The organism is Clostridium tetanomorphum (assembly GCF_017873215.1).
Lineage (GTDB): Bacteria > Bacillota > Clostridia > Clostridiales > Clostridiaceae > Clostridium_AO > Clostridium_AO tetanomorphum.
The window spans coordinates 12163-39099 of record NZ_JAGGKA010000009.1 but is presented as its reverse complement, the minus strand read 5'-3'; the positions used below and the strand labels follow the sequence as shown (position 1 = coordinate 39099).

At 29.2% G+C, this 26937-nt stretch carries 20 protein-coding genes and 1 riboswitch; of the genes, 15 read left to right on the top strand and 5 right to left on the bottom strand.

The window, feature by feature from the left end; genetic code table 11:
- Window positions 1-64: 64 nt before the first annotated feature.
- The 8 genes from J2Z24_RS10235 to J2Z24_RS10200 all read left to right on the top strand — a co-directional run bounded on the left by J2Z24_RS10235 (window position 65) and on the right by J2Z24_RS10200 (window position 12255).
- Complete coding sequence (locus J2Z24_RS10235) at window positions 65-925, top strand: CsxC family protein (protein ID WP_051593333.1); 861 nt, start codon at window positions 65-67, stop codon at window positions 923-925.
- 109 nt (window positions 926-1034) lie between these two features.
- Window positions 1035-1673: a DUF4489 domain-containing protein gene (locus J2Z24_RS10230; RefSeq protein ID WP_035149234.1), complete on the top strand. Its 639-nt coding sequence runs from the start codon at window positions 1035-1037 to the stop codon at window positions 1671-1673.
- A 134-nt stretch (window positions 1674-1807) separates the two neighbouring features.
- Complete coding sequence (locus J2Z24_RS10225) at window positions 1808-3130, top strand: hypothetical protein (protein ID WP_209795122.1); 1323 nt, start codon at window positions 1808-1810, stop codon at window positions 3128-3130.
- 67 nt (window positions 3131-3197) lie between these two features.
- Window positions 3198-4472 (top strand): FAD-dependent oxidoreductase, encoded by a 1275-nt coding sequence (locus tag J2Z24_RS10220; RefSeq protein ID WP_035149236.1) that lies wholly within the window; start codon window positions 3198-3200, stop codon window positions 4470-4472.
- Between the two features lie 88 nt (window positions 4473-4560).
- Window positions 4561-5097: a chromate transporter gene (locus J2Z24_RS10215; protein ID WP_035149239.1), complete on the top strand. Its 537-nt coding sequence runs from the start codon at window positions 4561-4563 to the stop codon at window positions 5095-5097.
- Window positions 5098-5619 (top strand): chromate transporter, encoded by a 522-nt coding sequence (locus J2Z24_RS10210; RefSeq protein ID WP_035149241.1) that lies wholly within the window; start codon window positions 5098-5100, stop codon window positions 5617-5619.
- Window positions 5620-5926: 307 nt separating this feature from the next.
- A complete protein-coding gene (locus J2Z24_RS10205; RefSeq protein ID WP_035149244.1) occupies window positions 5927-8590 on the top strand; it encodes a cation-translocating P-type ATPase in 2664 nt (887 codons plus the stop codon).
- A gap of 170 nt (window positions 8591-8760) precedes the next feature.
- Entirely contained in the window at window positions 8761-12255 is a 3495-nt protein-coding gene (locus J2Z24_RS10200) for a 5'-nucleotidase C-terminal domain-containing protein (protein WP_051593335.1), read from the top strand.
- Window positions 12256-12307: 52 nt separating this feature from the next.
- Here the strand turns inward: J2Z24_RS10200 and J2Z24_RS10195 are convergent, their stop codons facing one another.
- Together J2Z24_RS10195 and J2Z24_RS10190 are read right to left on the bottom strand one after the other, a co-directional pair.
- Window positions 12308-13852, bottom strand: coding sequence for an ABC transporter permease/substrate-binding protein (locus tag J2Z24_RS10195; RefSeq protein ID WP_035149246.1), 1545 nt, complete (start codon window positions 13850-13852; stop codon window positions 12308-12310).
- Between the two features lie 14 nt (window positions 13853-13866).
- Window positions 13867-14982 carry an ABC transporter ATP-binding protein gene (locus J2Z24_RS10190; RefSeq protein ID WP_035149249.1) on the bottom strand — a complete coding sequence of 372 codons (1116 nt, stop codon included), beginning with the start codon at window positions 14980-14982 and terminating at the stop codon, window positions 13867-13869.
- 177 nt (window positions 14983-15159) lie between these two features.
- Here J2Z24_RS10190 and J2Z24_RS10185 point away from each other — a divergent pair, with 177 nt between their 5' ends.
- From J2Z24_RS10185 to J2Z24_RS10160, 6 genes are all read left to right on the top strand, one after another.
- Complete coding sequence (locus tag J2Z24_RS10185) at window positions 15160-16332, top strand: beta propeller repeat protein (RefSeq protein ID WP_111947661.1); 1173 nt, start codon at window positions 15160-15162, stop codon at window positions 16330-16332.
- 89 nt (window positions 16333-16421) lie between these two features.
- Complete coding sequence (locus tag J2Z24_RS10180; RefSeq protein ID WP_035149255.1) at window positions 16422-16847, top strand: YaaR family protein; 426 nt, start codon at window positions 16422-16424, stop codon at window positions 16845-16847.
- 170 nt (window positions 16848-17017) lie between these two features.
- A complete protein-coding gene (locus J2Z24_RS10175) occupies window positions 17018-17881 on the top strand; it encodes an isopeptide-forming domain-containing fimbrial protein (RefSeq protein ID WP_035149258.1) in 864 nt (287 codons plus the stop codon).
- Between the two features lie 126 nt (window positions 17882-18007).
- Entirely contained in the window at window positions 18008-18856 is an 849-nt protein-coding gene (locus J2Z24_RS10170) for a DNRLRE domain-containing protein (protein WP_035149259.1), read from the top strand.
- A gap of 214 nt (window positions 18857-19070) precedes the next feature.
- Window positions 19071-20438 carry a chloride channel protein gene (locus J2Z24_RS10165; RefSeq protein ID WP_085059104.1) on the top strand — a complete coding sequence of 456 codons (1368 nt, stop codon included), beginning with the start codon at window positions 19071-19073 and terminating at the stop codon, window positions 20436-20438.
- Between the two features lie 256 nt (window positions 20439-20694).
- Window positions 20695-22446 carry a sigma-54-dependent Fis family transcriptional regulator gene (locus J2Z24_RS10160; RefSeq protein ID WP_035149262.1) on the top strand — a complete coding sequence of 584 codons (1752 nt, stop codon included), beginning with the start codon at window positions 20695-20697 and terminating at the stop codon, window positions 22444-22446.
- A 79-nt stretch (window positions 22447-22525) separates the two neighbouring features.
- On the opposite strand, the gene J2Z24_RS10155 is transcribed toward J2Z24_RS10160, so the two are convergent.
- Genes J2Z24_RS10155 through J2Z24_RS10145 form a run of 3 tightly spaced genes read right to left on the bottom strand, consistent with a single transcriptional unit; the run spans window position 22526 to window position 25118 of the window.
- Window positions 22526-22972 (bottom strand): hypothetical protein, encoded by a 447-nt coding sequence (locus J2Z24_RS10155; RefSeq protein WP_035149264.1) that lies wholly within the window; start codon window positions 22970-22972, stop codon window positions 22526-22528.
- Window positions 22973-22974: 2 nt separating this feature from the next.
- Window positions 22975-23796, bottom strand: a complete 822-nt coding sequence (locus J2Z24_RS10150) for a DUF3100 domain-containing protein (protein ID WP_035149266.1) — start codon at window positions 23794-23796, stop codon at window positions 22975-22977.
- Window positions 23796-25118 carry an amidohydrolase gene (locus J2Z24_RS10145; RefSeq protein WP_035149270.1) on the bottom strand — a complete coding sequence of 441 codons (1323 nt, stop codon included), beginning with the start codon at window positions 25116-25118 and terminating at the stop codon, window positions 23796-23798. Before J2Z24_RS10145 ends, J2Z24_RS10150 begins: the two co-directional genes overlap by 1 nt.
- A gap of 251 nt (window positions 25119-25369) precedes the next feature.
- Window positions 25370-25484, top strand: a riboswitch (FMN riboswitch).
- Between the two features lie 267 nt (window positions 25485-25751).
- Between J2Z24_RS10145 and ribD the strand changes: the two genes are divergently transcribed.
- Window positions 25752-26864, top strand: a complete 1113-nt coding sequence (ribD, locus tag J2Z24_RS10140; protein ID WP_035149272.1) for a bifunctional diaminohydroxyphosphoribosylaminopyrimidine deaminase/5-amino-6-(5-phosphoribosylamino)uracil reductase RibD — start codon at window positions 25752-25754, stop codon at window positions 26862-26864.
- Window positions 26865-26937: the final 73 nt, after the last annotated feature.

The following is a 26937-nucleotide window of genomic DNA, read 5'->3' as shown; positions in this document are numbered from 1 at the left end:
TTTAGAAGTAACTTTTGCAATACTAATGTTTTATAGGCCAAAGATTATAAAGGGAGATGAAGTTATGTTTAAAGATGATTTAACTAATGATTGTAATTGTAAACCACAGCAAGTTCCAACCTGTGAATCTAGAGTTATTGACCCAACTACTTTAGGAGAATGTGATAATAGATGTTATAAACCATTTGGACGCCCTGGTCCTCTTGTAGTTAAAACTCCAGTGGTGTTATCAGATGTTAAAATTCAGATAGATATGGAATCAGATATAAGATTGGAACAACCTGCTTTTGATATAAAAACCATAGATAAACATGTTTGTATTACTCAATGTCACTTAGTACCTTATACAAATAAGCTTTTTATAGGTGGATATGTTCAGAAGAATATACAATACTCTACTGTAGAATGTGCTAATGCAACTAGTATAAGTGGAGATGTAAGACACACAACAGTTAATGTTCCTTTTAGATGCGTTACACCAATTCATTTTGATAGGAAACCTGAATTTGGAAAAACACTTAAAATTAGATCAAATAGTTTAGATGAAAACATGCTTTGTATAAATAATAACGAAGATTCATGGGTTCACTTTAATAAATTCAATGAACCAATTTTTTGCGAATTAGAATGGGCAAAAATTTTGGAAACAGATATTTTTAATCGTAATATAGACTGTGCTGAGAATTTTACAGATGAAAATTGTTTTAGAAGACTTACAGAAAAGATGGTTGTATATATACGCATTAAAGTATTACAAAATCAACAAGTATTCATTTCTAAGCCACATTGTGAAATGAAAATGATAGAAAATTATGACGAGGATTATGATGAGGAAGAATATGATGACTACGAAGATGTTGAAGTAGGGTACAGCAATAAAGATGGTATGATAGGAAGAATGTTAAAGAAAGAAAAATATTACTAAAGTTAGATGGAACTATTAATAAACTCCCTCATATAGTATATTACAGTATTTAATTATTATCAAAAGTTTAAAAATTGAAAAATGTATGATATAAAGGAGGACCACGGTAATGAAATTATGTTATAGACAACCAGAAAGAAAAGAAGATTACGATAGATGTGAATACGATGATAAGAAGAAATATGATGATAAGAAATGTGATTATGATTATGGATGTTGCGACCGTCATAAATATTCATACTGTTACCCAAAAAATCCATGCCCATATCCAATACTTTTCGAATGTGCTCAAGGATCATGTGCTGAAATAACGAGAACAGTATCTAATGGACAAGGACAAGGAAATAATGTATTAATTAATAACTTTTTCCCTAGATCTTTAGGATGCGTAACAATAGACACAACTTGTCTTAAAAACCCAGTAGTAAAATTTGATTTCTGTAGTATCATTAAATTTATAAGTGGTAATGATACAACAGAAGAGCCAGTAACATTAACTTTTGAATTATGCAAGACCTGTGATGAAGGAAATGAGATATGCTGTGGAAGCTGGACTTATGTAGCTGGCTTTAACGACGAAGATGAACAAATTACTAACTCTTTCTGTTTTAGTCACTGTGAGTGCAATAGCTGTCCAGGATGCTGCACCTATACTGTTAAATTGATTAGTGCTGTAAACACAGTTCAAGGAACTATTGTTGAAGTAAAATGTCCAACACTTTCAGTTATAGCTAAATCAGGCTGCTAAGTAAAGTGAAATTTAGCTTAGAGGGAATTTAAATCTCGTAGCTATAAGTTACTATAAATTATAAGGAAACCTCTAAAATTAGAGGTTTCCTATTAAATTTTATAGAATTTATTAATTAATAAGGAGAGTAGAATATGTCTAAAAAGCATAAACATAAACATAAGAGTAAATATAGATTAGAAAATATGCAAGAAGATGTGTTTGGGGAAAATTATTTAATTATGCTAGCAATATTGTTGATATTATTTAGCAATGAAGGTAACTATAGTAATAATATGGATTATAAGGAAGATAGTAATAATATAAAACATAATCCGGAAAATAAAAATGAAAAACAGTGCTTAGATGAAAGTCCACAATTAAATGTAATAGAAATTTTAAAAGATGAATCCATTCACATAGAAGAATATAAAGAAGATGATATAAATATATTAGAAGATGATGAAATAGAAGAAGAAAATATAGATATATTAGAAGATGATAAAATAGGAGAAGGTAATATAAATATATTAGAAGATGATAAAATAGGAGAAGAGAATATAAATGCATTAGAAGATAATGAAGTAAAAGAAGAAGACGTAAATGTATTAGAAGATAATGAAGCGAAAGAAGAAGATATAAATGTATTACAACATACTAAAGTAAGAGAAGAGGATGCAAATATATTAGAAAATAACAAAATAAAAGAACAGAATGTAAATGTATTGCAAGAAGTGGTTTGTAAAACTACAGAGGATAAAGAAAGTAATATAAATTACATAGAAGATTTAAATACAAATATAGAGAGTTTTAATATACATGATTTATGTAAAAATAATTTAAATAAGAACATAAAGAACATAGAGAATAAGTTAACACCAAACCCCAAAATTATTATCAATCCTAAAGTGACACTATTAAATGTGTGTACAGTTCAATGTAATTCTAGTGATAATAAATTAATGAACACTTCCTTTGAACAAGTAGTTTCCAAAGTTCCCGTTGTATTGGGAAAGACTGAAATACAAATTTTTATAGAATCACTTAACAAATTACCAGAACCAGTTTTTCAAATAAATGAGTTGAATGAAAAAGTTTTTATAGATGAATGTGAGTTAGTTTTAGGTACAGAAAAATTATTTATAAAGGGATTTATACAGGAAAATATGGAATATGCTACAGTAAAATCGGTAAAAACAACTGAAGTTAAAGGAAATATAAAAAAAACAACTATAAATATTCCTTTTAAATGTTGTAAAAAATTTTCTTTTAATATTTTACCTAAACTATCTAATGAAAAAATTTTTTATAAAATGGATAGTATGAAAGTATTAGAAACAAATAATAAAGAAGAAATTAAAATCATAGAAAATACATTGTTAAACTTATATACTTTTGAGAATGTAAGAAAGAAAACTATAGTTACTTTAGAAATTACTTTATTACAAAATCAACAAATATTTATACCTAATTTTTAAAATAAATAAATATATTAGATTACAATAGAAATACTAGTATTAATATAGCAAAAGAAGGTGATAAACTATGAGGATTGTAATTATAGGTGGAGGTTGGGCAGGTTGTGCAGCTGCAGTAAGTGCCAGAAAAACCGGAGCAGAGGTTATATTAGTTGAAAGAACAGATATGCTTTTAGGAACAGGTCTTGTAGGCGGGATAATGCGCAATAATGGAAGACTTACTGCAGAATTAGAATTAGGAGAATTAGGTGGAGGAGAGTTATTTAAAATATGTGAAGAAAATGCACGACATAAAAATGTAAATTTCCCGGGACATGAACATGCAATGCTATATGATGTGTCTAAGATTCATGGTAGTATTCAAAAATTTTTAGAGAGTATAGGAGTAAAAGTAGAGTTTAATAGTAGGATTACTAAGGTAGATATGCAGGGAAATACAATAAAGGAAGTAGAAGATGATAAGAAGTTTTCCTATGAAGGAGATGTGTTCATTGATGCTACTGGAACTGCCGGACCAATTGAGAATTGTACTAAGTATGGAAATGGATGTGCTATGTGCATTATAAGATGTCCTAGTTTTGGAGGGAGAAAAAGCATTGCAGCCTTGGCAGGAGTAAAAGAATATGTAGGAAAGAGAAATAATGGTCAATTTGGAGCTATGAGTGGTTCCTGCAAGTTACATAAAGAGTCATTGAGTAAAGAAATACAAGAAACATTAAATTTAAAAGGAGTATGTATAATATCTATTCCAGAGAATTTAAGGGATGATCATTTAGCGGTTAAGGCATGTCAGCAATATGCTATAAAGGAATTTAAGGAGAACATAATACTTTTAGATACAGGACACGGAAAACTTATGGCACCTTATTATAGTATAAAAAAACTTAGAAAAATACCTGGCTTTGAAAATGTAAGATATGAGGATCCATACGCAGGAGGAAAAGGAAATTCTATGAGATTTTTTTCTATGTGTCCACGAGATAATTATTTAAAAGTTGATGGAATTGATAATTTATTTTGTTGTGGAGAAAAGGCTGGTCTTTTAGTTGGGCATACAGAAGCTATTGTTACAGGAACATTAGCAGGATTTAATAGTGCCAAATATGCTTATGGCCAAAGTCTTTTTTCATTTCCAAAGGAATTAGCTATAGGGGATGTCATATCTTATGTAAAAGAAGAAATGGAAAGAGGAGAAGGAATCTCAAAAAAGTATACCTTTTCAGGTTCAGTTTATTTTGAAAGAATGAAAAAACTAGGACTTTACTCAATAGATAGATCAATAATAGAGAAAAAGGTAGATAAACTAAATATAAAAAACATATTTAACTCATGGAATATATGAAATTATTATCTCCAAAGCATAGTTTATAAATAATATAATTAATGTATAATAAATTTAGTAAATCAATAATAATTTGGGAGGTATTTAGATGAAGGTACTTATGACCATGTTTTGGAGCTTTTTTAAAATAGGAGCATTTACTTTTGGAGGAGGATATGCAATGATTCCTCTTATTCAAGCAGAAGTAGTGGACAATAAAAAATGGATAAGTAAGGATGAATTTTTGGATATATTAGTTATATCTCAATCCTTTCCTGGAGCTTTAGCAGTAAATACATCAACTTTTATAGGATATAAAATAAGAGGTATTATAGGAGCCATAATGGCACTATTAGGTACAGTACTTCCTTCACTAGGTATAATAATTTTTATAGCTTCATTTTTTATGCAATTTAGAAATAATTATTATGTTGACTTATCTTTTAAAGGTATTTCAGCAGCAGTACCAATGCTTGTATTAATTGCAGTAGTTAGTCTTTCTAAATCTGTTAAGAGAGATTATATAAATCTTTCTATAATTATTGCAACAATTTTACTTATAAGAGTTTTTAAAGTACATCCAGTTATAGTTATTATAATTTCAGGATTTTACGGTTATTTGCATTATAGAAAGAAGGTGGAGTAATTGAATTTACTTATTCAATTATTTATATCCTTTTTTAAAATAGGAGCATTCAGTTTCGGGGGAGGATATGCCATGCTCCCTTTAATAGAGAGAGAAATAGTTAATAATAAACAGTGGATAAACTTTCAAGAATTTAGTGATATAATAGGTATATCTCAGATGACTCCAGGGCCCATTGCTATAAATTCTGCCACTTTTGTGGGATATAAAGTTGGAGGAATTTATGGGAGCTTATGTGCTACATTGGGAGTAATAAGTTTTTCATTTTTATTAGTATCTATAGCTACTCATTACATATTAAAGTTTAGAGAATCTAAAGTTTTAACTGCAGCATTAATGGGAATGAGGCCAGCTCTTATAGGACTTATTATATCTGCTTTTTTATCTTTAGCTAAGGGAGCTTATAAGGATTTGAAAAGTGTGATTATAGGAGTATTAATAATGGGAACTCTGCTTTCAAAAAAAATTCACCCTATACTGGTAATAGGAATAGCCGCAATTTTGGGTGTGATTTTTTACTAATTATTTTTATAAAAATTTATTGTATATACTTGGATAATATGCTATAATTGATATATCAAAGGGGAGTAGCAAAATTTATAACTATTCGTCATGACGGTATTATGTACCCGGATAGTTACTCTTAATGGAGATTGCAAGACCTTTGTCCTATATTAAAATAGGACAAAGGTCTTTTTTTATTTGCAAAAAATTATTAACTTAATATTACTAAAATAAGGAGGGGTTATTAAAATTTTGTAGAATGTTTTGTCAAGGTATTTTAATAATTTAAATCTTATAGACAAATAATATAAAAGAGGTGAAATATATGTGGTTTGACAAAAGTAAAGATGATATTATTAAAGAATTTTCTACTGATGAAGTAAATGGACTTAGTACTGAAGAAGTAGCTAAAAGGAAAGAAAAATATGGATTAAATCAATTAACAGCTAAAGAAGGAAAGTCTTTAATTAGAATGTTTTTTGAACAATTAAATGATGTGCTTATTTATATTTTACTAGGAGCTGCACTTATATCGGGTATTCTTGGAGAAACTACAGATGCTATTATAATAGGTTTCGTAATAATTTTAAATGCAGTGATTGGAGTAGTTCAAGAGTCAAAGGCAGAAAAAGCTCTTGAAGCTCTAAAAAAGCTTTCAACACCTAAAGCTATAGTAAAAAGAGAGGGAGAGCTTAAAGAAATTCCATCGGAGGAAGTTGTACCAGGAGATATAATAATATTGGATGCAGGGAGATATGTGCCTTGTGATATAAGACTTATAGAAACAGCTAATTTAAAAGTTGAAGAATCAGCTCTAACTGGAGAATCTGTACCAGTTGAAAAAGATGCGGAACTTATTTTAGATAGCAGTGAAACAGCTTTAGGAGACCAAAGAAATATGGCTTTTATGTCTACACTTACAACTTATGGAAGAGGTATAGGTATAGCAACAGGTACAGGAATGAACACTGAAATAGGTAAGATTGCTAAAATGCTTGAATCTCAACAACAGGATTTGACACCTCTTCAAAAGAAATTAGCTGAACTTGGCAAAACATTAGGTTTTGCAGCTTTAGGAATATGTGGCGTAATGTTTTTAATAGCTATAATTCAAAAAAGAGATATGTTTGAAATGTTTCTAACAGCTATAAGTTTGGCAGTAGCAGCTATTCCAGAAGGATTGCCAACAATAGTTACCATTGTTCTTGCTATGGGTGTTCAAAAAATGATAAAAGAAAATGCTATAGTTAGAAAGCTTCCAGCAGTTGAAACTCTAGGGGCAGTTAATGTAATATGTTCAGATAAAACAGGAACTCTTACGCAAAATAAAATGACTGTAACTAAATTTTATGCAGATAATTATTTAGGAGATATATCCACATTAAATACAAGTAATAACATTCATAGATTGTTATTAGAAAATTTGGTGCTATGTAATGATGCTACATATTCTGAGCAATCGAAAACAGGAGATCCTACAGAAATAGCATTACTTGAAGCTGGTTTTAAATATAATATAATAAAGAATGATATTGATGAAAAGCGTTTAAGAGTAAATGAAATACCTTTTGAATCAGATAGAAAACTTATGACTACGGTGAATAAATATGATGATAAATACTATGTAATGACAAAAGGAGCTACAGATAATCTAATTAAGTTATGTAATAGAGCTTTTATAAACGGAGAAATAATTCCTATTACAGAAGAAATAAAAGAAAATATTGCTAATGCTTCTGTTTCCATGTCAAATGATGCTTTAAGAGTTTTAGGAGCTGCTTTTAAAATTATAGAATCTCAACATATAGAGATAGATTCTTTAGAAAAGGATTTAGTGTTTATAGGATTAGTAGGAATGATTGACCCACCGAGAGAAGAAGTAAAAGCTTCTATTGAGGAATGTAAAAAATCAGGTATTAAAACTATAATGATTACTGGTGATCATAAAAATACAGCTTTTGCAATAGCTAAAGAACTAGGTATTGCAGAGGAGGAATCACAAGCTATATTTGGAGCAGAACTCGATAAAATAAGTGATGAAGAACTAGCTTTAAAGGTAGACAATTTAAGGGTGTTTGCAAGGGTATCACCAGAGCATAAGGTTAGAATAGTTAAAGCTTTTAAGTCAAAAGGGAATATAGTATCTATGACAGGAGATGGAGTTAATGATGCACCTTCATTAAAGATGGCGGATATAGGTGTAGCTATGGGTATTACTGGTACTGATGTAGCTAAGGGTGCTTCAGATATGATTTTAACTGATGATAATTTTTCAACTATAGTATCTGCAATTAAAGAAGGAAGAAACATATTTAATAATATAAAAAAATCTATAGTATTTTTATTATCTTGTAATATAGGTGAAATAATAGCACTATTTTTCGCTATACTTTTTGGATGGCCTGCGCCACTTAGACCTGTACATTTATTATGGGTAAATCTAGTAACTGACAGTTTACCAGCTTTATCTTTAGGTGCTGATCCAGGAGATCCAGAGGTAATGAAAGAAAAACCAAGAAATACAAAAACTAGCTTGTTTGCTGGTGCAACTGGAACTTTTTTAATTTTAAATGGGATTTTAATTGGTATTTTAACTTTGATAGCCTTCGTAGTTGGAGTAAAAGTATATACAGGAAGTACAACTTTATTTCCCCTATTTCCCAAAAATATACCAGAGGGCGCATTGATTCATGCGCAGACTATGGCTTTCGTAGTACTTAGTGTATCACAATTAGTTCATTCATTAAATTTAAGACATCCAAGCAAATCAATATTTAAGGTAGGAATATTTACTAACAAATATTTAATTGCTTCTATATTATTTGGTATATTGTTGCAGGAATTGGTAATAAGTGTATCGTTTTTTAGAAATATATTTAAGGTATTTGATTTATTACCAAAAGATTGGATATTTGTAGGAATATTATCTATAGTTCCTTTATTAGTTAATGAAATAGCAAAAGCATTTATAAGAGCAAGAGAAAAGTAAAAATAAGTTGTATTTATAAATAGAGTCTTGAAAATATACAAGACTCTATTTAATTTTTTGCATAATTATTTACAGTATTATGTAAATATTGTATAATATTATTAATAGACCATTATTTTTTTAAGTTTTATAAATAGTGGAAAGAAAAGGGGAGAGGAAGGCGAGGTTATATGTTTAAAAAGCTTCAGCTTAAAAAGTGGACATCATGGTTAATATCATTAGCTATGGTTTTAAGTTTTATTACACCATTTAATGTATCTGCAGCATCTAAAACTATAGATATACAGATACTTGCAACAAGCGATACTCATGGAAAGTTTTTACCTTACGAGTATGCTGTTAATTCAGAAAATAAATCAGGTAGTATGGCACAACTTGCTACTGCAATTAAGGAATTAAAAAAAGCAAATCCTAATACAATAATTGTAGATGCAGGAGATACTATTCAAGATAATTCAGCTAGTTTATTTTTAAATAATGCAATACATCCAATGATTTTAGCTATGAATGAAATTGGTTATGATATATGGACTTTAGGAAATCATGAGTTTAATTATGGTATTCCGACATTGGACAAGGTAGCTTCTAAGTTTAAAGGTACAGTATTATGTGGAAACGTTTATAAAAAAGATGGAAAAAGGTTAGGGGTTCCTTATAAGATTCTTGAAAAAGCAGGAGTAAAAGTTGGTATTATAGGCATGACTACTCCTAACATAACAAGATGGGATTCAGAAAATTTAAAGGATTGTAAAGTTACAGATCCAATAGAAGAAACTAAAAAGGCAATATCAGAAATCAAAAATAAAGTAAATGTGATAATAGCAGTAGTGCATATGTCTGAGGGCGAAGAATATGGAAACAAGAATTCTTCAGCAGTTCAGCTTGCAAATACATGTCCAGAACTTGCTGCTATAGTTGCCGCTCATGAACATAAAGCTGTTGATGGAGCGAGATACAATAATACTTTATTAGTTGAAAATAAAAACTTAGCACAAACACTAGCAAAGATAGATATAAAGCTTACTGAAAAAGGTGGAAAATATGTAGTAAATGATAAAGCTAAAGATGTTACTTCAAAAATTATATGGATGCAAGATAGTAAAACTAAAGCTGTAAATTATGAATCAGATAAAGCTTTAGAAGCAAAGTTAAATCCATATCATAAAATAGCTTTAGATGATGCTAATAAGATAATTGGAGAACTTAAAGGTGGTAATTTAGTTCCAGAAGATGAAGTGAAGGGGATACCAACTTCACAGATACAAGAAACTGCAATGATTAATTTAATAAATGAAGTACAAATGTATTATACAAAAGCAGATGTTGCAGCAGCAGCAGCTTTCAGATCAGATGCTAATATGAAAGAAGGAAAAATTAAGAAAAGTGATACTTCATTAATATATAAATATGATAATACATTATATTTATTAGAAGTAACAGGAAAGCAGCTAAAGGATTATATGGAATGGTCAGCAAGTTATTACAATGCTTATAAACCAGGAGATTTAACTCTATCCTTTAATGAAAATATAAGAGGATATAATTATGATATGTTCTCAGGTGTTAAGTATGATATAGATGTTTCAAAAGAGCCAGGAAATAGAATTGTTAATTTAAGAAAGATGGATGATACATCAATAAAAGATACAGATACACTTAAATTAGCAGTCAATAATTATAGAGCAAGTTCACATCTTTTAAATTCTAAGAATGAAATATTTAAGGATGGAAGTTTACCAAAGGTTATAGAAAAAGATATAGCAGGAGCTACTCCCATTAGAGATTTAATAGGAAAATATATTGTAGAAGTAAAGAATGGAGTAATAACTCCACAAATGAATAACAATTGGAATATTGTAGGTAACAATTGGGATTCAACAAAAAGAGTGGAAACTGTAAAATTAATAAATGAAGGCAGAATAAAGATTCCTCAATCTAAAGATGGAAGAACACCAAATGTGGCAGCGGTTACAGAAACAAATTTAGAAGATGCAAAAAATACCAAGATGGTAAATATTATATCTTTTAATGATTATCATGGTGTGGTAAAAGAATCAGGAAAAGATTTAGGAATAGCTAAATTTGCAGCAGCTATAAACAATTTAAAAAAAGAAAATAAAAATACTATTGTTGTATCTGGTGGAGATTTATATCAAGGAACAGCTCTTTCTAATTTAAATTATGGTGCTCCAGTAAATGAAATGATAAAATACATCGGAGTTACAGCTTCAGCAGTAGGAAATCATGAATTTGATTGGGGAACTGAAAGAATAGCAAATTGGGCAAAAGAAGGAGGTTTTGATTTCCTAGCATCAAATATATATGATAAGAAGACAGGAAAACCAGTTGATTGGGCAAAACCATATAAAATAGTAGAAATAGATGGAATAAAAATAGGATTCATAGGACTTGCAACTCCAGAAACATTATTTAAGACTAAACCAACTAATGTACAAAACACTGAGTTTAAGGATGCTAGCGTAGCTGCAAAAGAATGGAATAAAAAATTAAGAAGTGGAGAGCTAAAAGAGGGAAAGGCTGATGTTGTCATAGCTTTAACTCATTTAGGATCTTTCCAAGATAATAAGACTAAAGTAATTACAGGAGAAGCGGCAGATCTTGCTAAGGCTAATGTTGGAGTAGATGCTATAATCTCTGCACATACTCACTTACCTGTATCAGGAGAAGTTAATAAAATACCTATAGTTCAGGGAAATAAAAATGGTAGAGCTTATGTAAAATTAGAAGTAGCTTTTAATACTAAGACTAATAAGGTAACTATAGAACCAGCTTTTATTGATTTATCAGCAAAGGTTAAAACTTTACCAGAAGATGAAACAGGGAAAGCCATAATTAAAAAATATGAAGATGCTTCAAAATCTAAATTAGATGAAGTCGTAGGAAAAACAGATAAGGACTTACCACATGATAGATTTGAAGGACCATCATTATTAGGTGAATGGGTTTGTGATGTAATGGCTAAGACTACTAAATCGCAAATTGCTCTTACAAATGGTGGAGGACTTAGATGTCCAATAGAAAAAGGTAATATTACTGTAGGAAAATTATATGAGCTTATGCCTTTCGATAACACTTTATTTACAATGGAACTAAAAGGATCAGATATAAAGAGAGTTGTAGAAAATGGTATAGGTAATAAGAAAATAGGATGGATAGCTATTTCGGGATTGAAAGTTAAATATGACTTAAAACAGCCTTTTGGAAACAGGATATATGAAATGACTTTAAAAGATGGTTCAAGGGTTGATATGAACAAATATTATACAGTTGTTACTAATGACTTTATGGCTGTAGGTGGAGATGACTATGACTTTAAAGGAGCTAAAAATTTAAAGGACACTAATTTACCAATAAGAGATGCCTTAATAAATGAATTAAAACAGGTTAAAAATCTTTCAGTAGTTAAAGCTGGATATTTGACTGTAGGAACTAAATCAGCAGTTAAACCTGAAGTTAAGCCACAGCCAAAACCTGAATTAAAGCCATCAGACAAAAAAGTCGTATATACAGTAAAAGAAGGAGATTGCTTATATTTAATAGGTAAAAAATATAATATTTCATATGAAAAAATAGCAGAAGAGAATAAGATTGACAATGTAAACTTAATATTTATAGGACAAAAGTTAGTAATACCAGGTAATTAAAGTTTATGTTAATATGCCAGATATGGTTAACCCTTATCTGGCATATCTATTTTTATTTAATTAAGTTTCTAGACTTTAAAAAATTTCTTGCTACTGTTTCTGGATCTTTTCCTAGTTTATCACACTGATAATTTAATTTTCTCATTTCTTCATCAGTTAATCCATCAGATAATTTATTTAGCAATTCTTCTAATCCAGCATGCTTTTTTAACACTTCACTTCTAATTATAGGAGCAGCATAGTAAGGTGGAAAAAATCCTTTATCATCTTTTAAAACTTTTAGCTTAAAAGCCTCTAATAATCCATCTGTAGAAAAGGCATCCATTACATCTGTACTATTATTGTTTATAGCATTGTATCTTAAACCTGCATCCATACCTTTCACTTCTTTAAATTTCATATTATATTTTTTTTGTAAACCATTTAGTCCATCAGGTCTTCCTATGAATTCCATTGTAGGTCCTATTATAAGATTTTGACTTACTTTAGCTAAGTCTGAAAAAGAGTTTAAGTTATATTTTTTTGCAGTATCTTGTCTTACAGCTAAAGTGTAAGTATTGTTAAATCCTAAAGGTTTTAATAATTCTATATTATATTTTTCTTTTAAATCTTTTTTTGCAATTTGGTAAGTTTTATCTGGATCTGATATGGATTTTTCTTTTAGAATATTTACTAATATAGTGCCTGTATATTCAGGGTACATATCTATTTCTCCCATATCAGTAGCTTTAAAGAGTACATCAGTGCCTGCCATATCAAATTTTCTTATTACATTTAAATCTGTATTTTCTTCAATTAAGATAGCGTATATATTACCAAGTATTCTGGATTCAGTAAAGCTTTTACTTCCAATTGTTATATTATTGTTTCCTCTAAATAATCCAGAAAACATAGGAATTATTAAAGCTATCACAAGAATAATGGCTGTAATACCAACAAATTGTTTACTTCTTTTATTATTTTTATTTTTGGGATCTACAACTTTTTCTACTTTACCAATAATAAAGTCCATAAGAAGAGCTAATATACAAGCTGGAATAGCACCAGCCAAAATCATTTCAGGATTTACAGTTTGTATACCGGTAAAAATTAAACCACCTAAACCACCAGCGCCTATAAATGCAGCAATAGTCATAAGTCCTACAGCAGTAACAGCAGATATTCTAATACCTGCCATTATTATTGGAAGGGCTAAAGGAAGCTGGACCATTCTAAGAAGCTGACTTTCTGTCATTCCCATAGCTTTTCCAGCCTCTATAGTAGCTGGGTTTATGTTACTTAGTCCTGTATAAGTATTTTTAATTATAGGTAAAAGAGAGTATAAGCAGACCATAATTATAGCAGGAGTTTCTCCAATGCCCAAAAATGGAATTAAAAAACCCATTAATGCTAAGCTAGGGATGGCTTGTAATATATTAGCTAATCCAATAATTGAAGGAGCTAATTTTCTCTTTTTGGCTATTAATATACCAAGAGGAATACCTATTAATATAGCAATTACCACAGCCAATGCTGATAATTGTATGTGTTTTAGAGCCAAAGATAATAATTGCCCCTTTTTTAGTAATACAAAATCAAAGAATTTACTAAAACTCATTAATATCACCAACCTTAGTCGAAAAGTTTTTCTTCAAATATTGTTATTAAGCTACTTTTAGTTATTAATCCTTTTAAAATATTTTCTTTGTTTACTATAGGAACAAAACTTACATTATGTTCATTCATTGTTCTTAAAACATCAGATATAGAGTCTTCATCATTAGCATAAATTACATCCTTACTCATGATGGATTCAAGCTTTATACTAGAAGAATTCATGTTTCTTCGTGCATCTTTAGAGGTAACTATACCTAATAATTTATTTTTATTATCAACTATAAGTAAGCTATCTACTTTATTATCAGACATTATTTTAATTCCTTGAAGTAAGGTTCTATGAGGGGAAGAGACTATAGGATTTTTTATCATTATATCTTCAGCTTTTATATACTCAGGTGTAGTCCAAAGTTTGTTTTTGCCTATAAAGTCCTCCACAAAACCTTTGGAAGGATTTCTTAATATACTCTCAGGAGTATCAAATTGTACAATATCTCCAGATTTCATAATACATATTCTATCACCTAATTTTAAAGCTTCATCCATGTCATGGGTAACAAATACGATAGTTTTCTTTAGCTCATCTTGAAGTCTAAAGATTTCTTCCTGAAGAGAATTTCTAGTAATAGGGTCTAGGGCGCTGAAGGGTTCATCCATTAAAATTATATCTGGATTTGTAGCAAGTGCTCTTGCGACCCCCACCCTTTGTTGTTGACCACCACTTAACTCACTAGGATATCTATCTAAATATTTATCAGGATCTAATCCTACCAAATCCAATAACTCTTTTGATCTAGTTTTTCTTTTTTCTTCAGACCATTTTTTTAAGTAGGGGACTAGTTCTATGTTTTCACCTATAGTCATATGGGGAAAAAGTCCTGTTTGCTGGATAACATAACCTATATTCCTTCTAAGTTCTATAGTATTTTTTTTAGATATATCCTCTCCGTTAATTAAAATAGTTCCAGAGGAGGGCGTAATTAATTTATTTATCATTTTTAAGGTAGTAGTTTTACCGCAACCACTAGGACCAATAAGAATTAAGAACTCTCCATCAAGGATTTTTAGATTTATATTATTTAATACTTTAATACTTTTGAAACTTTTGCCTACATTTATAAATTCTATCATTTTTATACCTCCTGTCTTTAACAAATTTTTAAAAGTAACAACTTTATTATACAATTAAAAATGTTGCATTTAGAATAAAAAACTATTGTTAATATAAAGTTAATATTTTTATTTAATAAAAAATGGAAAATGTGGCATAACTATACTAGAGGCAATATTTAAAAATAGGAGGATAATATGAAAAAACGCATATATATAGTATTAACAATAGTTTTTATAATATTTAGTTTAACTTCTTGTAAAACTATAGATCAAAATGGAATAAAAGGTAAAAATGTTGAAAAGAAAAAAGAAGTTAAGGAATATAATATTATAGATTTTTATATGATAGATAAAAATAAAGGATGGTGTATATCAAAAGAAGGAATACTTACAACAGAAAATAAAGGAGTTAATTGGAGAGAAGTTACTCCAAAGGATACATATTTAGTAGAATTTTTAAGTTCTTATAATAAAGATAATAAGAAAAATATAGTATATAAGTTTTTAGATGAAAATATAGCATTTATAGCCTATAGGAAAGAAAATAAAGTAAATATATATAGAACACTAGATAGAGGAAAAAATTGGGATACCACTCTTTTAGAATTGAAGGACTACACAAAAGATAAAAATTATAATGTTCAACTTAAAGTATTGGATAAGGATAATGGATTTGTAATTATTAATGATATGGAACATAATGAGTATTATCTATATAAAACTATAGATGGGGGTAAAAATTGGATAAGGCTATTTAAAACTACTATACTAAGAGAAAATGATATTACTTCTATTAATGAAGATAGAATTAGAGGAATTACTGGAATAGAATTTAAGGATAAGAATTATGGTTTTTACACTGTAAAAAGCACAAGTTCATCACACCCATTAATATTTAAAACAAATAATGGAGGAGAAAATTGGAGTCTACAAAAACTAGATATACCTAAAAATTATGCTAATGTAAAAGGTTGTACTTATACTACATATCCACCTAAATTTAGTAAAGGAAATAAAAAAGCTTATATTCCTGTAGAGTTTAATAATGGGGAAAAATCTATTATTATATTTTATAAAAGTAATAATGGAGGGGAAAGCTGGATCCCAACAGTGCCTATAGAAAAGAAACCTTTCATTGGAATTAATTATGGTATAGATAACGATGGTATATTATGGATAGTAGATAGTGATGGAAATAAGATATATAGATTACAAAATGAAGAAAAAGATTTACAGGAAATAAAAAGTGATATAAATCTTAATGGAAAGAAAATTCAATTTGTAACATTAAATAATGGATTTTTATTAGATAATAATAAGGTTTTTATTACTAAAGATAAGGGCATAACTTGGAAAAAAATAAAATAAATTTAATCATATATGATTTTTTGTTAAAAATAATATATAATATAATTAAAAAGTTCGTAGAATACATTAAAATATTGTGAGGGATGTATATGGAAATATCTAGGGTGGGAAACAATTCTCCAGTAAGGTCTAATGATAATAAATCAATATCAAATAAGAAAGACTTCTCTAAAAGCTTTAATTTTGCAAGAGAGAGAAAAAGTGAAGCTCAGCTAAAGGAAATGCTAGAAGATATAAAGAAAAAAGGTAATAGACTAGTAGTAACTAAGTGTTACTCTGATGTATTTGCATATAAAAAGAAAATAAAAGAATATTTACAGTCTGTATTAGATCATATGTATAATGTACAAAAAGATATTAGTTTTTGGCAAACTCAATATTTTATTACAGTTGATACTATAGATGTAAAGTTAGAGGAACTTACAAAAATGCTTTTGAATGATGAAAAAGAAAATTTAGATGTAGCTAGTAGTATAGATGAGATAACAGGATTATTAATAGATATATACAAATAATAAAAAGATGTTTAAATCAATTGATTTAAACATCTTTTTATTATTTGTAAGTATAACAACAGAAGTTACAACTTTAAATGTTATATGAAATTGTAATTATTTCACATATTAAAATAATATTACATATAATAAATAAGAAAAATTATGTAAAAAGGAGGAAAAAGAGTAAAATGACTATTTCCTCAAGTGACTTTTGTTCAAATGTAAAATTAAACATAACTGTATTAGGACCAAATATAAACGGAATTAAAGCAGGAGAAATTTATACCTTTATTATAGATATTTATAATCCACAAAACTTAGAGGGAACAGTTATAGATGTTTTTCAAATGGAATTAAAAGATATTATTCCTATAGGCCTTACTTATATTTTGGGTAGTGCCTCAGTTTATGGGAATGGAGTCACTACTACACCTATTGTAACAGGACAAAGTTTAACTATGACTATATTAAAACTTCCACCAGATGAAGGATTGACTGTTAAGTTTAATGTAATAGTTAATAATACTTTAGTAAGTGGTTCTGTGATTACTAACACTGCAATATTACAGCCATCTTATTTAGAAAACCATAGTCCTTGTTCATATCCAAAGGAAGTATTAACATCCAGTGTTACATTAAAAGCTTTAGGAATAATTTTATCTCAAATAGTTAAAACAAACTTATTCAAGATAGAAGATGTAATAACTTATATATTAGATATTACCGTTCCACAGGGAACTATAGCATATAATTTAAAGGTTATAGATAATTATCCATTCTTAACACAAAATTATATAGGAAATGCTACAAAAAATAGAGTACCTATAACTCTAACTACATTACCGTCAGCAGGCAGTGTAATCTTTCCAACAGAAGCTATAGTAAATGCTATTGCAGCACCAGTAACTATAACTTATTCTTTTGATGTAAGAATTATAAATGAAATTAATACTTCTTCACTTATAAAAAAACAAATTAACAATGCTACAGTTTATTGGGATTTAACTCCTCTAGGCCCTTCAGCAGTACCTTTTTCTACTTCAATACATTAATAATTATTATATGAGTTAACATAATTACTTTATCAATAAAGGATGCACATATTTAGCGATTAAAAAATAATATATAGTAAGCATAAATTAAATTACTAGAATAAAAAAATAAGGAGCTGTGATATTATGGCAGTATCTACTTTAAGATTAATAAATTCAGCATATATTTCTGAGTATTATCCAGATGAGAATTATGCAAATCCTGTTAGATTATTTGTAGGAAGATTTCAAGGAGCTGGAGATATTTACAGAAGTCTTTTAAAATTTGATCTTAGTGAAATGCCTGAAAATGTTACTATCAACTCAGCAGATTTAAGGCTTTATATAGATAGAAAAGATGTTCCAAATGCTACTGTATCACCGCAAACTATAACAGTATATCCAAATTTGCAAGATTTTGATGAAAATATTGTTACCTGGAATAATCAACCACCAATAGGAAGTGCAGCTGGAAGCTACGATGTTTTAGATGGTGATTTAAACAGTTATGTATCTATTTCTATAATTCCATTAGTTACAGGCTGGCTAGATGGTTCTATTCCTAATACAGGTATTATGTTAGAAGGAGTAGAAAATAATGATGCATTAATAGGCATAGCAGGTATAGATGGCAATGATTATACTGTATGGGCAGAATTAGTAATAGATTATTTAATAGGTAGTACAACTATTCATCCAACTGAAACTTTAAATTTCGCAGGAGCAGGAACACAGACAACTTCATCAATTCCTTTAGGAGCAAGAACTGAAGTATCCTTTAATATATCATTAGCTGGAGTAGGAGCAGCATCAGCAGTTATACAATTAAGTGATGATGGAGTAACTTGGACAAATGAATTGGTAACGCCTATAAGTATAAGCGCTGGTGGACAGGCAGTAATATCATCTTCAGCAGTTGCTAATTTTGCAAGATTAAGCGTTATAGCAGCAGGTGTAACTGTAGCAACAATTGTTCCATCTACAAGAGAAAATTAAATTATAATTTTAGTCATAGGGTTCTATTAGAACCCTATGACATATAAATATAGTATGTTAGATAAAAATTCTAACTATTTTTTTTGAAATAACTATAAATATTATGTTAATATAGAATAGTGTAAAAAGTTTATGAAAAATTAAATAAATATACAGTTATTGTAAATTGTTTTTAATAATTGTATTAAACCTAATACAAAGAAAGGATGATTCTATGAAGAGGGACATGGAAAGGGACATATTAGAGGAATATGTCTTAATAGCAAGTATGATTAAGTGGCTACTTATATCCATAGGAATAGGATTCGTAGTCGGTGGAGCTACAGCTGTATTCATTAAATTAGTAGGTACTGCTTCAGAATTTACTCATAGATATAAGTATTATTATCTGTTAATGCCCATAGCTTTTTTCTTAAGCAGTTATATAGTTTTGAAGTTAGCACCAGATGCTGAAGGACATGGTACTGAGAAAGCTATAGAAGCGGTAAATAAAAGAGCAGGTAAGATGAACATAAAAGTTGTACCTGTAAAACTTTTGACTACTTTAATTACTATAATATTTGGTGGTTCTGTAGGAATGGAGGGACCTGCAACTCAAATAGGTGCTGGTATATCCTCAAAAATTGGAGAAGTGTTAAAATTAAATGATGTTGATAGAAAAAGGGTGGTAATATGTGGTATAGCATCTGGATTTGTAGGAGTATTTGGTTCACCAGTAGGAGCAGCGGTATTTGCTGCTGAAGTCTTATGTATAGGGCAATTTGCATATTTGGCTCTATTCCCATCACTTATATCTGCATTTGTAAGCTTTTTTGTTGGCAGATCATTAGGTACAAAGCCTTTGATTCAATATTTCGTAAATATGAAAGAATTTAGTACTAGTGTAATGTTATTTAGAATGATAGTATTTGGAATGATTATAGGTGTTCTTGCAATGGCTTTTATAAGATTTGTAAACTTTGTGGAAAGATGTTTTCAAAATCTTAATATATATCAACCTTTAAAAGGTATAATTGGAGGAATATTGGTAATATTAGTAGTTTTAATTACAGGTAGTGAAGCATACATGGGAATAGGAGAAGAAATAATAGAGAAAGCAGTTGAAGGACATGCTGTTAATCCTTTTGCGTTTTTTTGGAAAACTATAACTACATCCTTTACATTAGGTTCTGGAGGTAGTGGAGGAATACTTACTCCAATGCTTTATGTAGGAGCTACTGCTGGAAATGTTTGGGCTAATATAGTAAATGGTAGTACGGCTTTTTATGCAGCTATAGGTATGGTATCTTTTTTAGCAAGTTGTGCTAATACTCCTATTGCTGGAATAGTTATGTCCATGGAACTTTTTGGCTCAGAAGTAGGGATGTATGCTGCAATTGTTTGTGTTATTTCTTATTTAATTGTAGGGCATAAAAGTATATATCCAACTCAAATATTAGTTAGATCAAAGACGCCTTCCTTATTTATGGATACAGATTGTGAGATATGTAAAGTAGATAAAAAATTTGTTATAAAAAATTCTTTTTTAAAACGAATTGTTACAAATAATAATTCAAATGTAGACAATAAATTGAACAAGTAGTAGTAAAATCTTGGATAGAAAAGTATAGGAAATAGACAATGGAAATCATTAATATTAAAATTTAATGATTTCCATTGTCTATTTTAAGTAATAGTAATAATATAGCTTATTAGTTAAAAATAAACATTTGAATATTTTAAAGGATAATAGGGAACTTTGGTGAATATACTAGTTTATATATGAGTAAATTTATTCCACTATAATTAAAGCTAATTATAATTTAATGTAAAAGTAAATTTGTAAAGGGGTTACTAAAATGATAGAAAAAATTCAAAATGAGCTTCAAGAAATAGCAGAGACTATTAAAGCTATTGTAGATATAGATATAACTATTATGGACAAGAATCTTAAAAGAATTGCAGGTACAGGAAAACTTAAAAATAAGGTTGGTTCAAAGGGACCTAAAAATTCGGTTTTTGAGAAATGCATTCAAACAGGTAAGAGTTATTTTATTAATAATCCTATAAATTGTGAAGAGTGTTTAAGTTGTGAGATAAATGGAGTTTGTAAAGAAAAAGCAGAAGTATGTTTTCCTATAATTATAGAAGGAAAGGTTGAAGGAGTTATAGGAATGATAGCTTTTACTGAAAAACAAAAGGCAATTTTTTTGAAAAAGCAAGAAAGCTATAAGGATTTTGATAAAAGAATGAGTGAACTTATATCTTCTAGGATTAAAGAAAATGCTTTTTCAAATAAATTAAGATATAAATCAGCTGAATTGCTTACTGTAATTGATTCTGTAGACGAAGGAATAATAATTGTTGATAAAAATGGCATAGTATTATCTAACAATAAATATGTAAGAAATAAATTAATGAATAAAAATATTTTAGGAAAAAACATTGAGGAAATACTCCCTAAGTTTATTGTAAATAAATTTAGGGAGAACAATTATAGATTAGAAGAAGAGGAAGCAAATCTAAAAATAGGAGATATAAGATATAAATTTTTATTATCTTTAGTTCCTATATATATGGAAGATGAAATGGTAAGTGCTGTTATCACATTAAAAGATTTTAATAAGTTACAAAGGTCAGTTTTAAAAATAAGTGAAAATTGGGAAGGGTATACCTTTGAAAAAATAGTAGGGCATAGTCTAAGTTTTGTACAAGTAAAAAAGCAAGCCCAACATATTTCAAAGGGTAATGCTCCTGTACTTCTTTTGGGGGAAAGTGGTACTGGAAAGGAATTATTTGCAAGAGCAATTCATGAAGAAAGTGACAAAAAGAATGAACTATTTCTTCCTATAAACTGTGGTGCTATACCTGAAAATTTAATTGAGAGTGAGCTTTTTGGATATGAAAAAGGTGCCTTTACAGGGGCAAATCCTAATGGTAAAATAGGAAAATTTGAAATTGCTAAAAATGGTACAGTATTTTTAGATGAAATAGGAGATTTACCTTTGCATTTACAAGTGAAACTTTTAAGAGTATTAGAAGAGAAAGAGATTGTAAGAGTTGGGGGTGTAAAAGCTATAAAAATAGATTCTAGAATAATTGCAGCAACTAATAAAAATTTAATAGAGAAAGTGCAAAAAGGAGAATTTAGAGAGGATTTATTTTATAGATTAAGTGTTATACCTATAAATATCCCACCATTGAGAGAAAGAAAGGAAGATATTATAGAACTTGCTAATTATTTTTTAAATAGATTTAATAAGATATATAGAAAAAATATAAAAGGTTTTAGTAAAAGAGGACAGGATATATTATTAAAATATTCTTTTCCAGGTAATGTAAGGGAGCTTCAAAATATTATTGAATATGCTATTAATTTTGCAAGTGGAGATTTCATAGATGAAAATTTATTAGAGAAGAGAATAATAAAAGAAAAAGATGAATTATCTTTAAATATGAGTCTTAAAGAAATGATATCACAATATGAGAAAAAAGTAATAAGTAAACTTATGAATTATTATGGAAATAGTACTGAAGGGAAAAAGGCCATAGCTAAAAAGTTAGGAATAAGTATAGCAACTCTATATAGAAAACTAGAGGAAATACAGTAAACTTAATGATTGCATAAATATAGCCATCCATATTTTAATGCTATGGACAGCTATACTTATGTAATAAAAAATAAGTTTTTTATATTTGACCTAAAGCTTTTAAGATTAATTGAGCTATTATAGCAGAACCTATATAGGTTCCTGTAAATACAAAACAGGAAAGAACTATAATTCTCCAACCAGATTTTTTAAATGTATCTAAGTCTTTACCAAGAGATATTCCCACATATGCAAGAATAGGAGTGGTAAGAGCTAAAAAGTCCACCTTTGCAATATATTTTGAAATAGTAGCAGCACCAGGAACTCCAGGATAAGTAAGAATACAGCCTAAAGTAACTATATATGCAACTGCTGGAATTTTACCAGGTATAACTTTAGCTAGTAAAATCCCTCCTAGAGCTATAGCAACCAATATAATCATTCCAGGTATAGCTTCAAAAATATTATTTTTAGGACCAACCATATTTCCAATTAATGACAGAATTCCTATTAGAACTAATATAAAAAAAGAATCTTTAATTTTCATATTTAAGCCTCCTTAGAAGGATTTACTTTTGATATTTTTACATCAGGAGCATCCACTCCATATTTTAATTTATAGGATTTTTTATAAAGCCATTCTGTTAAAGGTAAGGATACCCACAATGACATATAGAGACCATCTAGTCCAGATAGCATATTACTTGCAGCACCAAAAGCAGCTAAAGTATCTTGCATTTGTGGGAACATAGCACTTAAAGAACCTACACAAGCTGTCATCATACTAGCACTTCCAACTCCTGAAGCCATTGCTAAAGAATATGGATGCAAAGGAAGATAAGCGGCACAAAAACTAGCAAGTATTCCAAAAAAAACAGTTCCAAATACAGTACCACAAATATAAACACCCATAACACCTTGACCTTCTTGCCCATCAAGTCCATATACATCACTTATTAAAGCTATATTAGGCTCACGAGCAATAGAGTGAGCAGCACCAATAGTTTCTCTTTTTAAACCAAGCATCACTGCAAGGGGTACACCAAGAAAAACAGTACCTACATTACCTAATTCTTGAAGAATTAAAGCAGGACTGGACTTTATTATTTTAGGTAAAGTGGGTCCAATCATTGTTCCATATCTAGCCATTAAAAGCATTAAAGATATAGTAATAAGAGTTCCAGCATCTTTCATATCTTTATCATTTACAACTTTTAAAAATTTAGGGCTTAAAAGTACTCCCATTATAAGTGCATAAAGCATTGGTAATAAAACAATAGTGCCAGGTCCAAATTTAAATTTCAATATGCCGATCAATTCTGCAATACTAACCAAGATTAAGACTATTATATGATTTTTCCAGTTTTTCATTAGTGAACCTTCCTTTCAAAACAATCTTCTAAGAACTTAATATATTCTTCTTTATTTTCAAAAGTAGGAGTATATGAATCTATAACTTCTTTGGCATTTTCTGCATTATTAAATAATAGATCTATTACAGTCATAGCCATTAGTTTTGCAGGAAGTATACAAGCTCCATAATAATCTTCTACTTTAAAATATTTTGTATGTAAAGCTCCTGAAACACCACCTATAAAAGGATGGATTGAAGGAATAAGATTTGAGATATCGCCCATATCAGTAGAAGCGGCAAAATGTCCTGCATCTAATACTTTGTTTTCAGGTAATAAGCTTTTACTATTTTTTTTAAAAATATTATTAAGATTTTTTGAGCATTTTAAAGGAAGATGACCAGGAATAGTATTTATTATTGTTTTAGCTCCTATAGCGTATCCTCCAGCAATTAAAGCTCTATCTACTTTTTCATTTGTTAATTTCATAGCCTTCACATTATTAGCTCTAACGTAACTCTCCATTCTTACATCTGAAGGAACACTGTTTACAGTATCGCCACCTTTTGTAATGATAGGATGAACTCTTATAGAATCTTCATCTCTAAAAGTTTCTCTTAAAGCATTTATGCCCATAATACCAAGCATAGCAGCATTTAAGGCATTTATTCCACTATGTGGAGCTTCTGCGGCGTGAGCAGCTTGTCCTATATATTGTATAGTTTTACCTAAGAAACCATTACTAGTTTCACCTATTGCCACAGTAGGTTCTGGACAATCTTTTAGAGAATGCATCATCATAGCGATATCTACATCATCTAATTCACCTCTGTATATAAGTTCTTGTTTTCCTGCTAAGAAATGAAGCTTACCTTCTTCTCTTAATTTTTGTCTATATTCAATTTCTATGTATTCCTCTGCAGGTACACCCATAAAGGTAACATTACCTTTTAGTTCATTTTCAATACCTGATAATTTTAGCCCAAGAGCAGCTCCCAGCATAGTAGTTATTTGAAGATTATGGCCACAGGTATGGGATGCACCAGTTTCCTTATTAGCAATTTCACTATCAAAACATATAACTCCATCTAACTCTCCTAGTATAGCTACATTAGGTCCAGATGAATGTTCTTTGAGCTTTGCCTTTACTCCAGTTAAAGCAAGTTTATCTTTATAGGTTAAATTTAATTCCTTAAAGAAGTTACAAACTTTTTCAGCAGTTTTTTCTTCTTTAAAACCTAATTCAGGGGTACTTTCTAAATTTTTAGCTAAAGAAATAAGTTTGTCTGAATTGTCATCAATAGTTTTACAAACTAAGTTTTTTAACTCGTCTATAGTCATTTTTTCCACCAACCTTTTTATATTTAAATAAATAATGTATTTAATATTATATAAATGATAGTAATATCTTAAAAATCAGTGTCTTTCATTTAAAAACAAGTGTTTTTATAAAATTCACTAAATATATTCTATATATTTAGACTTTATATGTCAATGTTATGCTAAATTTTGTATAAATATAAATTTTCAAAAAACATAATTGACATAAAAAATAAAAAGTGATATTCTTAAGCTGTAAAAAATAAATATTATTCGTCCTTCAGGGTTTGGTGAAATTCCATGCCGGCGGTAAAGCCCGCCAGCCGAAAGGCAGATCTGGTGAAATTCCAGGGCCGACAGTTAAAGTCTGGATGAAAGAAGGAAAGCGTGAAAAAATTACTTGACAATTTTTAGAGTGCAGATAAAAAAGTATACAGTATTTGAAAAATTTTTAATTAAAGTTTTTCTAGTGTAGGAAAAAACTTTTTTGAATTTTTACTTTGAACTGCTCACTAAGAATTACGTTGTAATTTTTCAAGTTTGTAATTTAAACCCTGAAATAAGTTTCAGGGTTTTTTTATATGCTTTTTAGTATATAATTCCACATTTAAATTTTTTCTGAAGGGCAAATTATAATATGGGAGATGAATTAAAGTGGAAGAAAGGTATATGAAAAGAGCTTTGGAGTTAGCTAAAGGAGGAATAGGATATGTAAATCCTAATCCTTTAGTAGGAGCAGTGATATTAAAGGATGGAAAAATATTAGGAGAAGGATATCACAAAATATATGGAGGAGCTCATGCTGAAATAAATGCATTTAATAGTGCTCAAGAGGATGTAAAGGGAGCTTCAATGTATGTTACTTTGGAACCTTGTTCTCATTATGGAAAAACTCCTCCTTGTGCAAAAGCTATTGTAGAAAAAGGCATAAAAAAGGTTATAGTAGCTATGTTAGATCCTAATCCATTAGTTTCAGGAAAGGGAATGGAAATATTAAGAAATAATGGCATAGAAGTAGAAGTAGGATTGTTAGAAGAAGAGGCTAAAAAGCTGAATGAAATATTTATAAAATATATAACTACTAAAAGGCCATTTTGCATAATGAAAACTGCATCCACTTTAGATGGTAAGATTGCCACAGTAAATGGTGATTCTAAATGGATAACTAATGAAAAATCAAGAGAATATGTACATCATATTAGACATAGAGTCTCGGCAATTATGGTTGGAGTAGATACAGTGATAAAAGATAATCCAAGTTTAACTACTAGGATTAAGGATTTACAAGGGAAGAATCCGGTAAGAGTTATAGTAGATAGTAGTGCTAGAATACCACTTGATTCTAAAATCTTCAAAGAAGAAGGTAGAATAATAATTGTTACTACAGAAAAGGCAAATAAGGATAAAATTAAAGAAATACAACACATAGGTGGAGAGATAATAGTATCACCTATAAAAGAGAATAAAGTAGATTTAAACTATCTTATGTTGAAATTAGGAGAAATGAAAATAGATAGTGTTCTTTTAGAAGGAGGAAGCACTTTAAATTATTCTGCATTAAAGGAAGGCATAGTAGATAAAGTCATGAGCTTCATAGCACCTAAAATAATAGGTGGAATAAAAGCTAAAACTCCAGTAGGAGGAGAAGGAATAGAATATATAAAGGATTGTATAAATTTAAAAGATATAAATATAACTAGATTTGATAATGATATTTTAATTGAAGGAAATTTAGCCAGATCACAGATGACAGATAACAGAGTATAGAGAAGAGACAGAAGAGTGAAAAGTAAGTAGCTAAGATAGTAGAGAGAAGACAATAGAGTATGAAAAGAGCAAA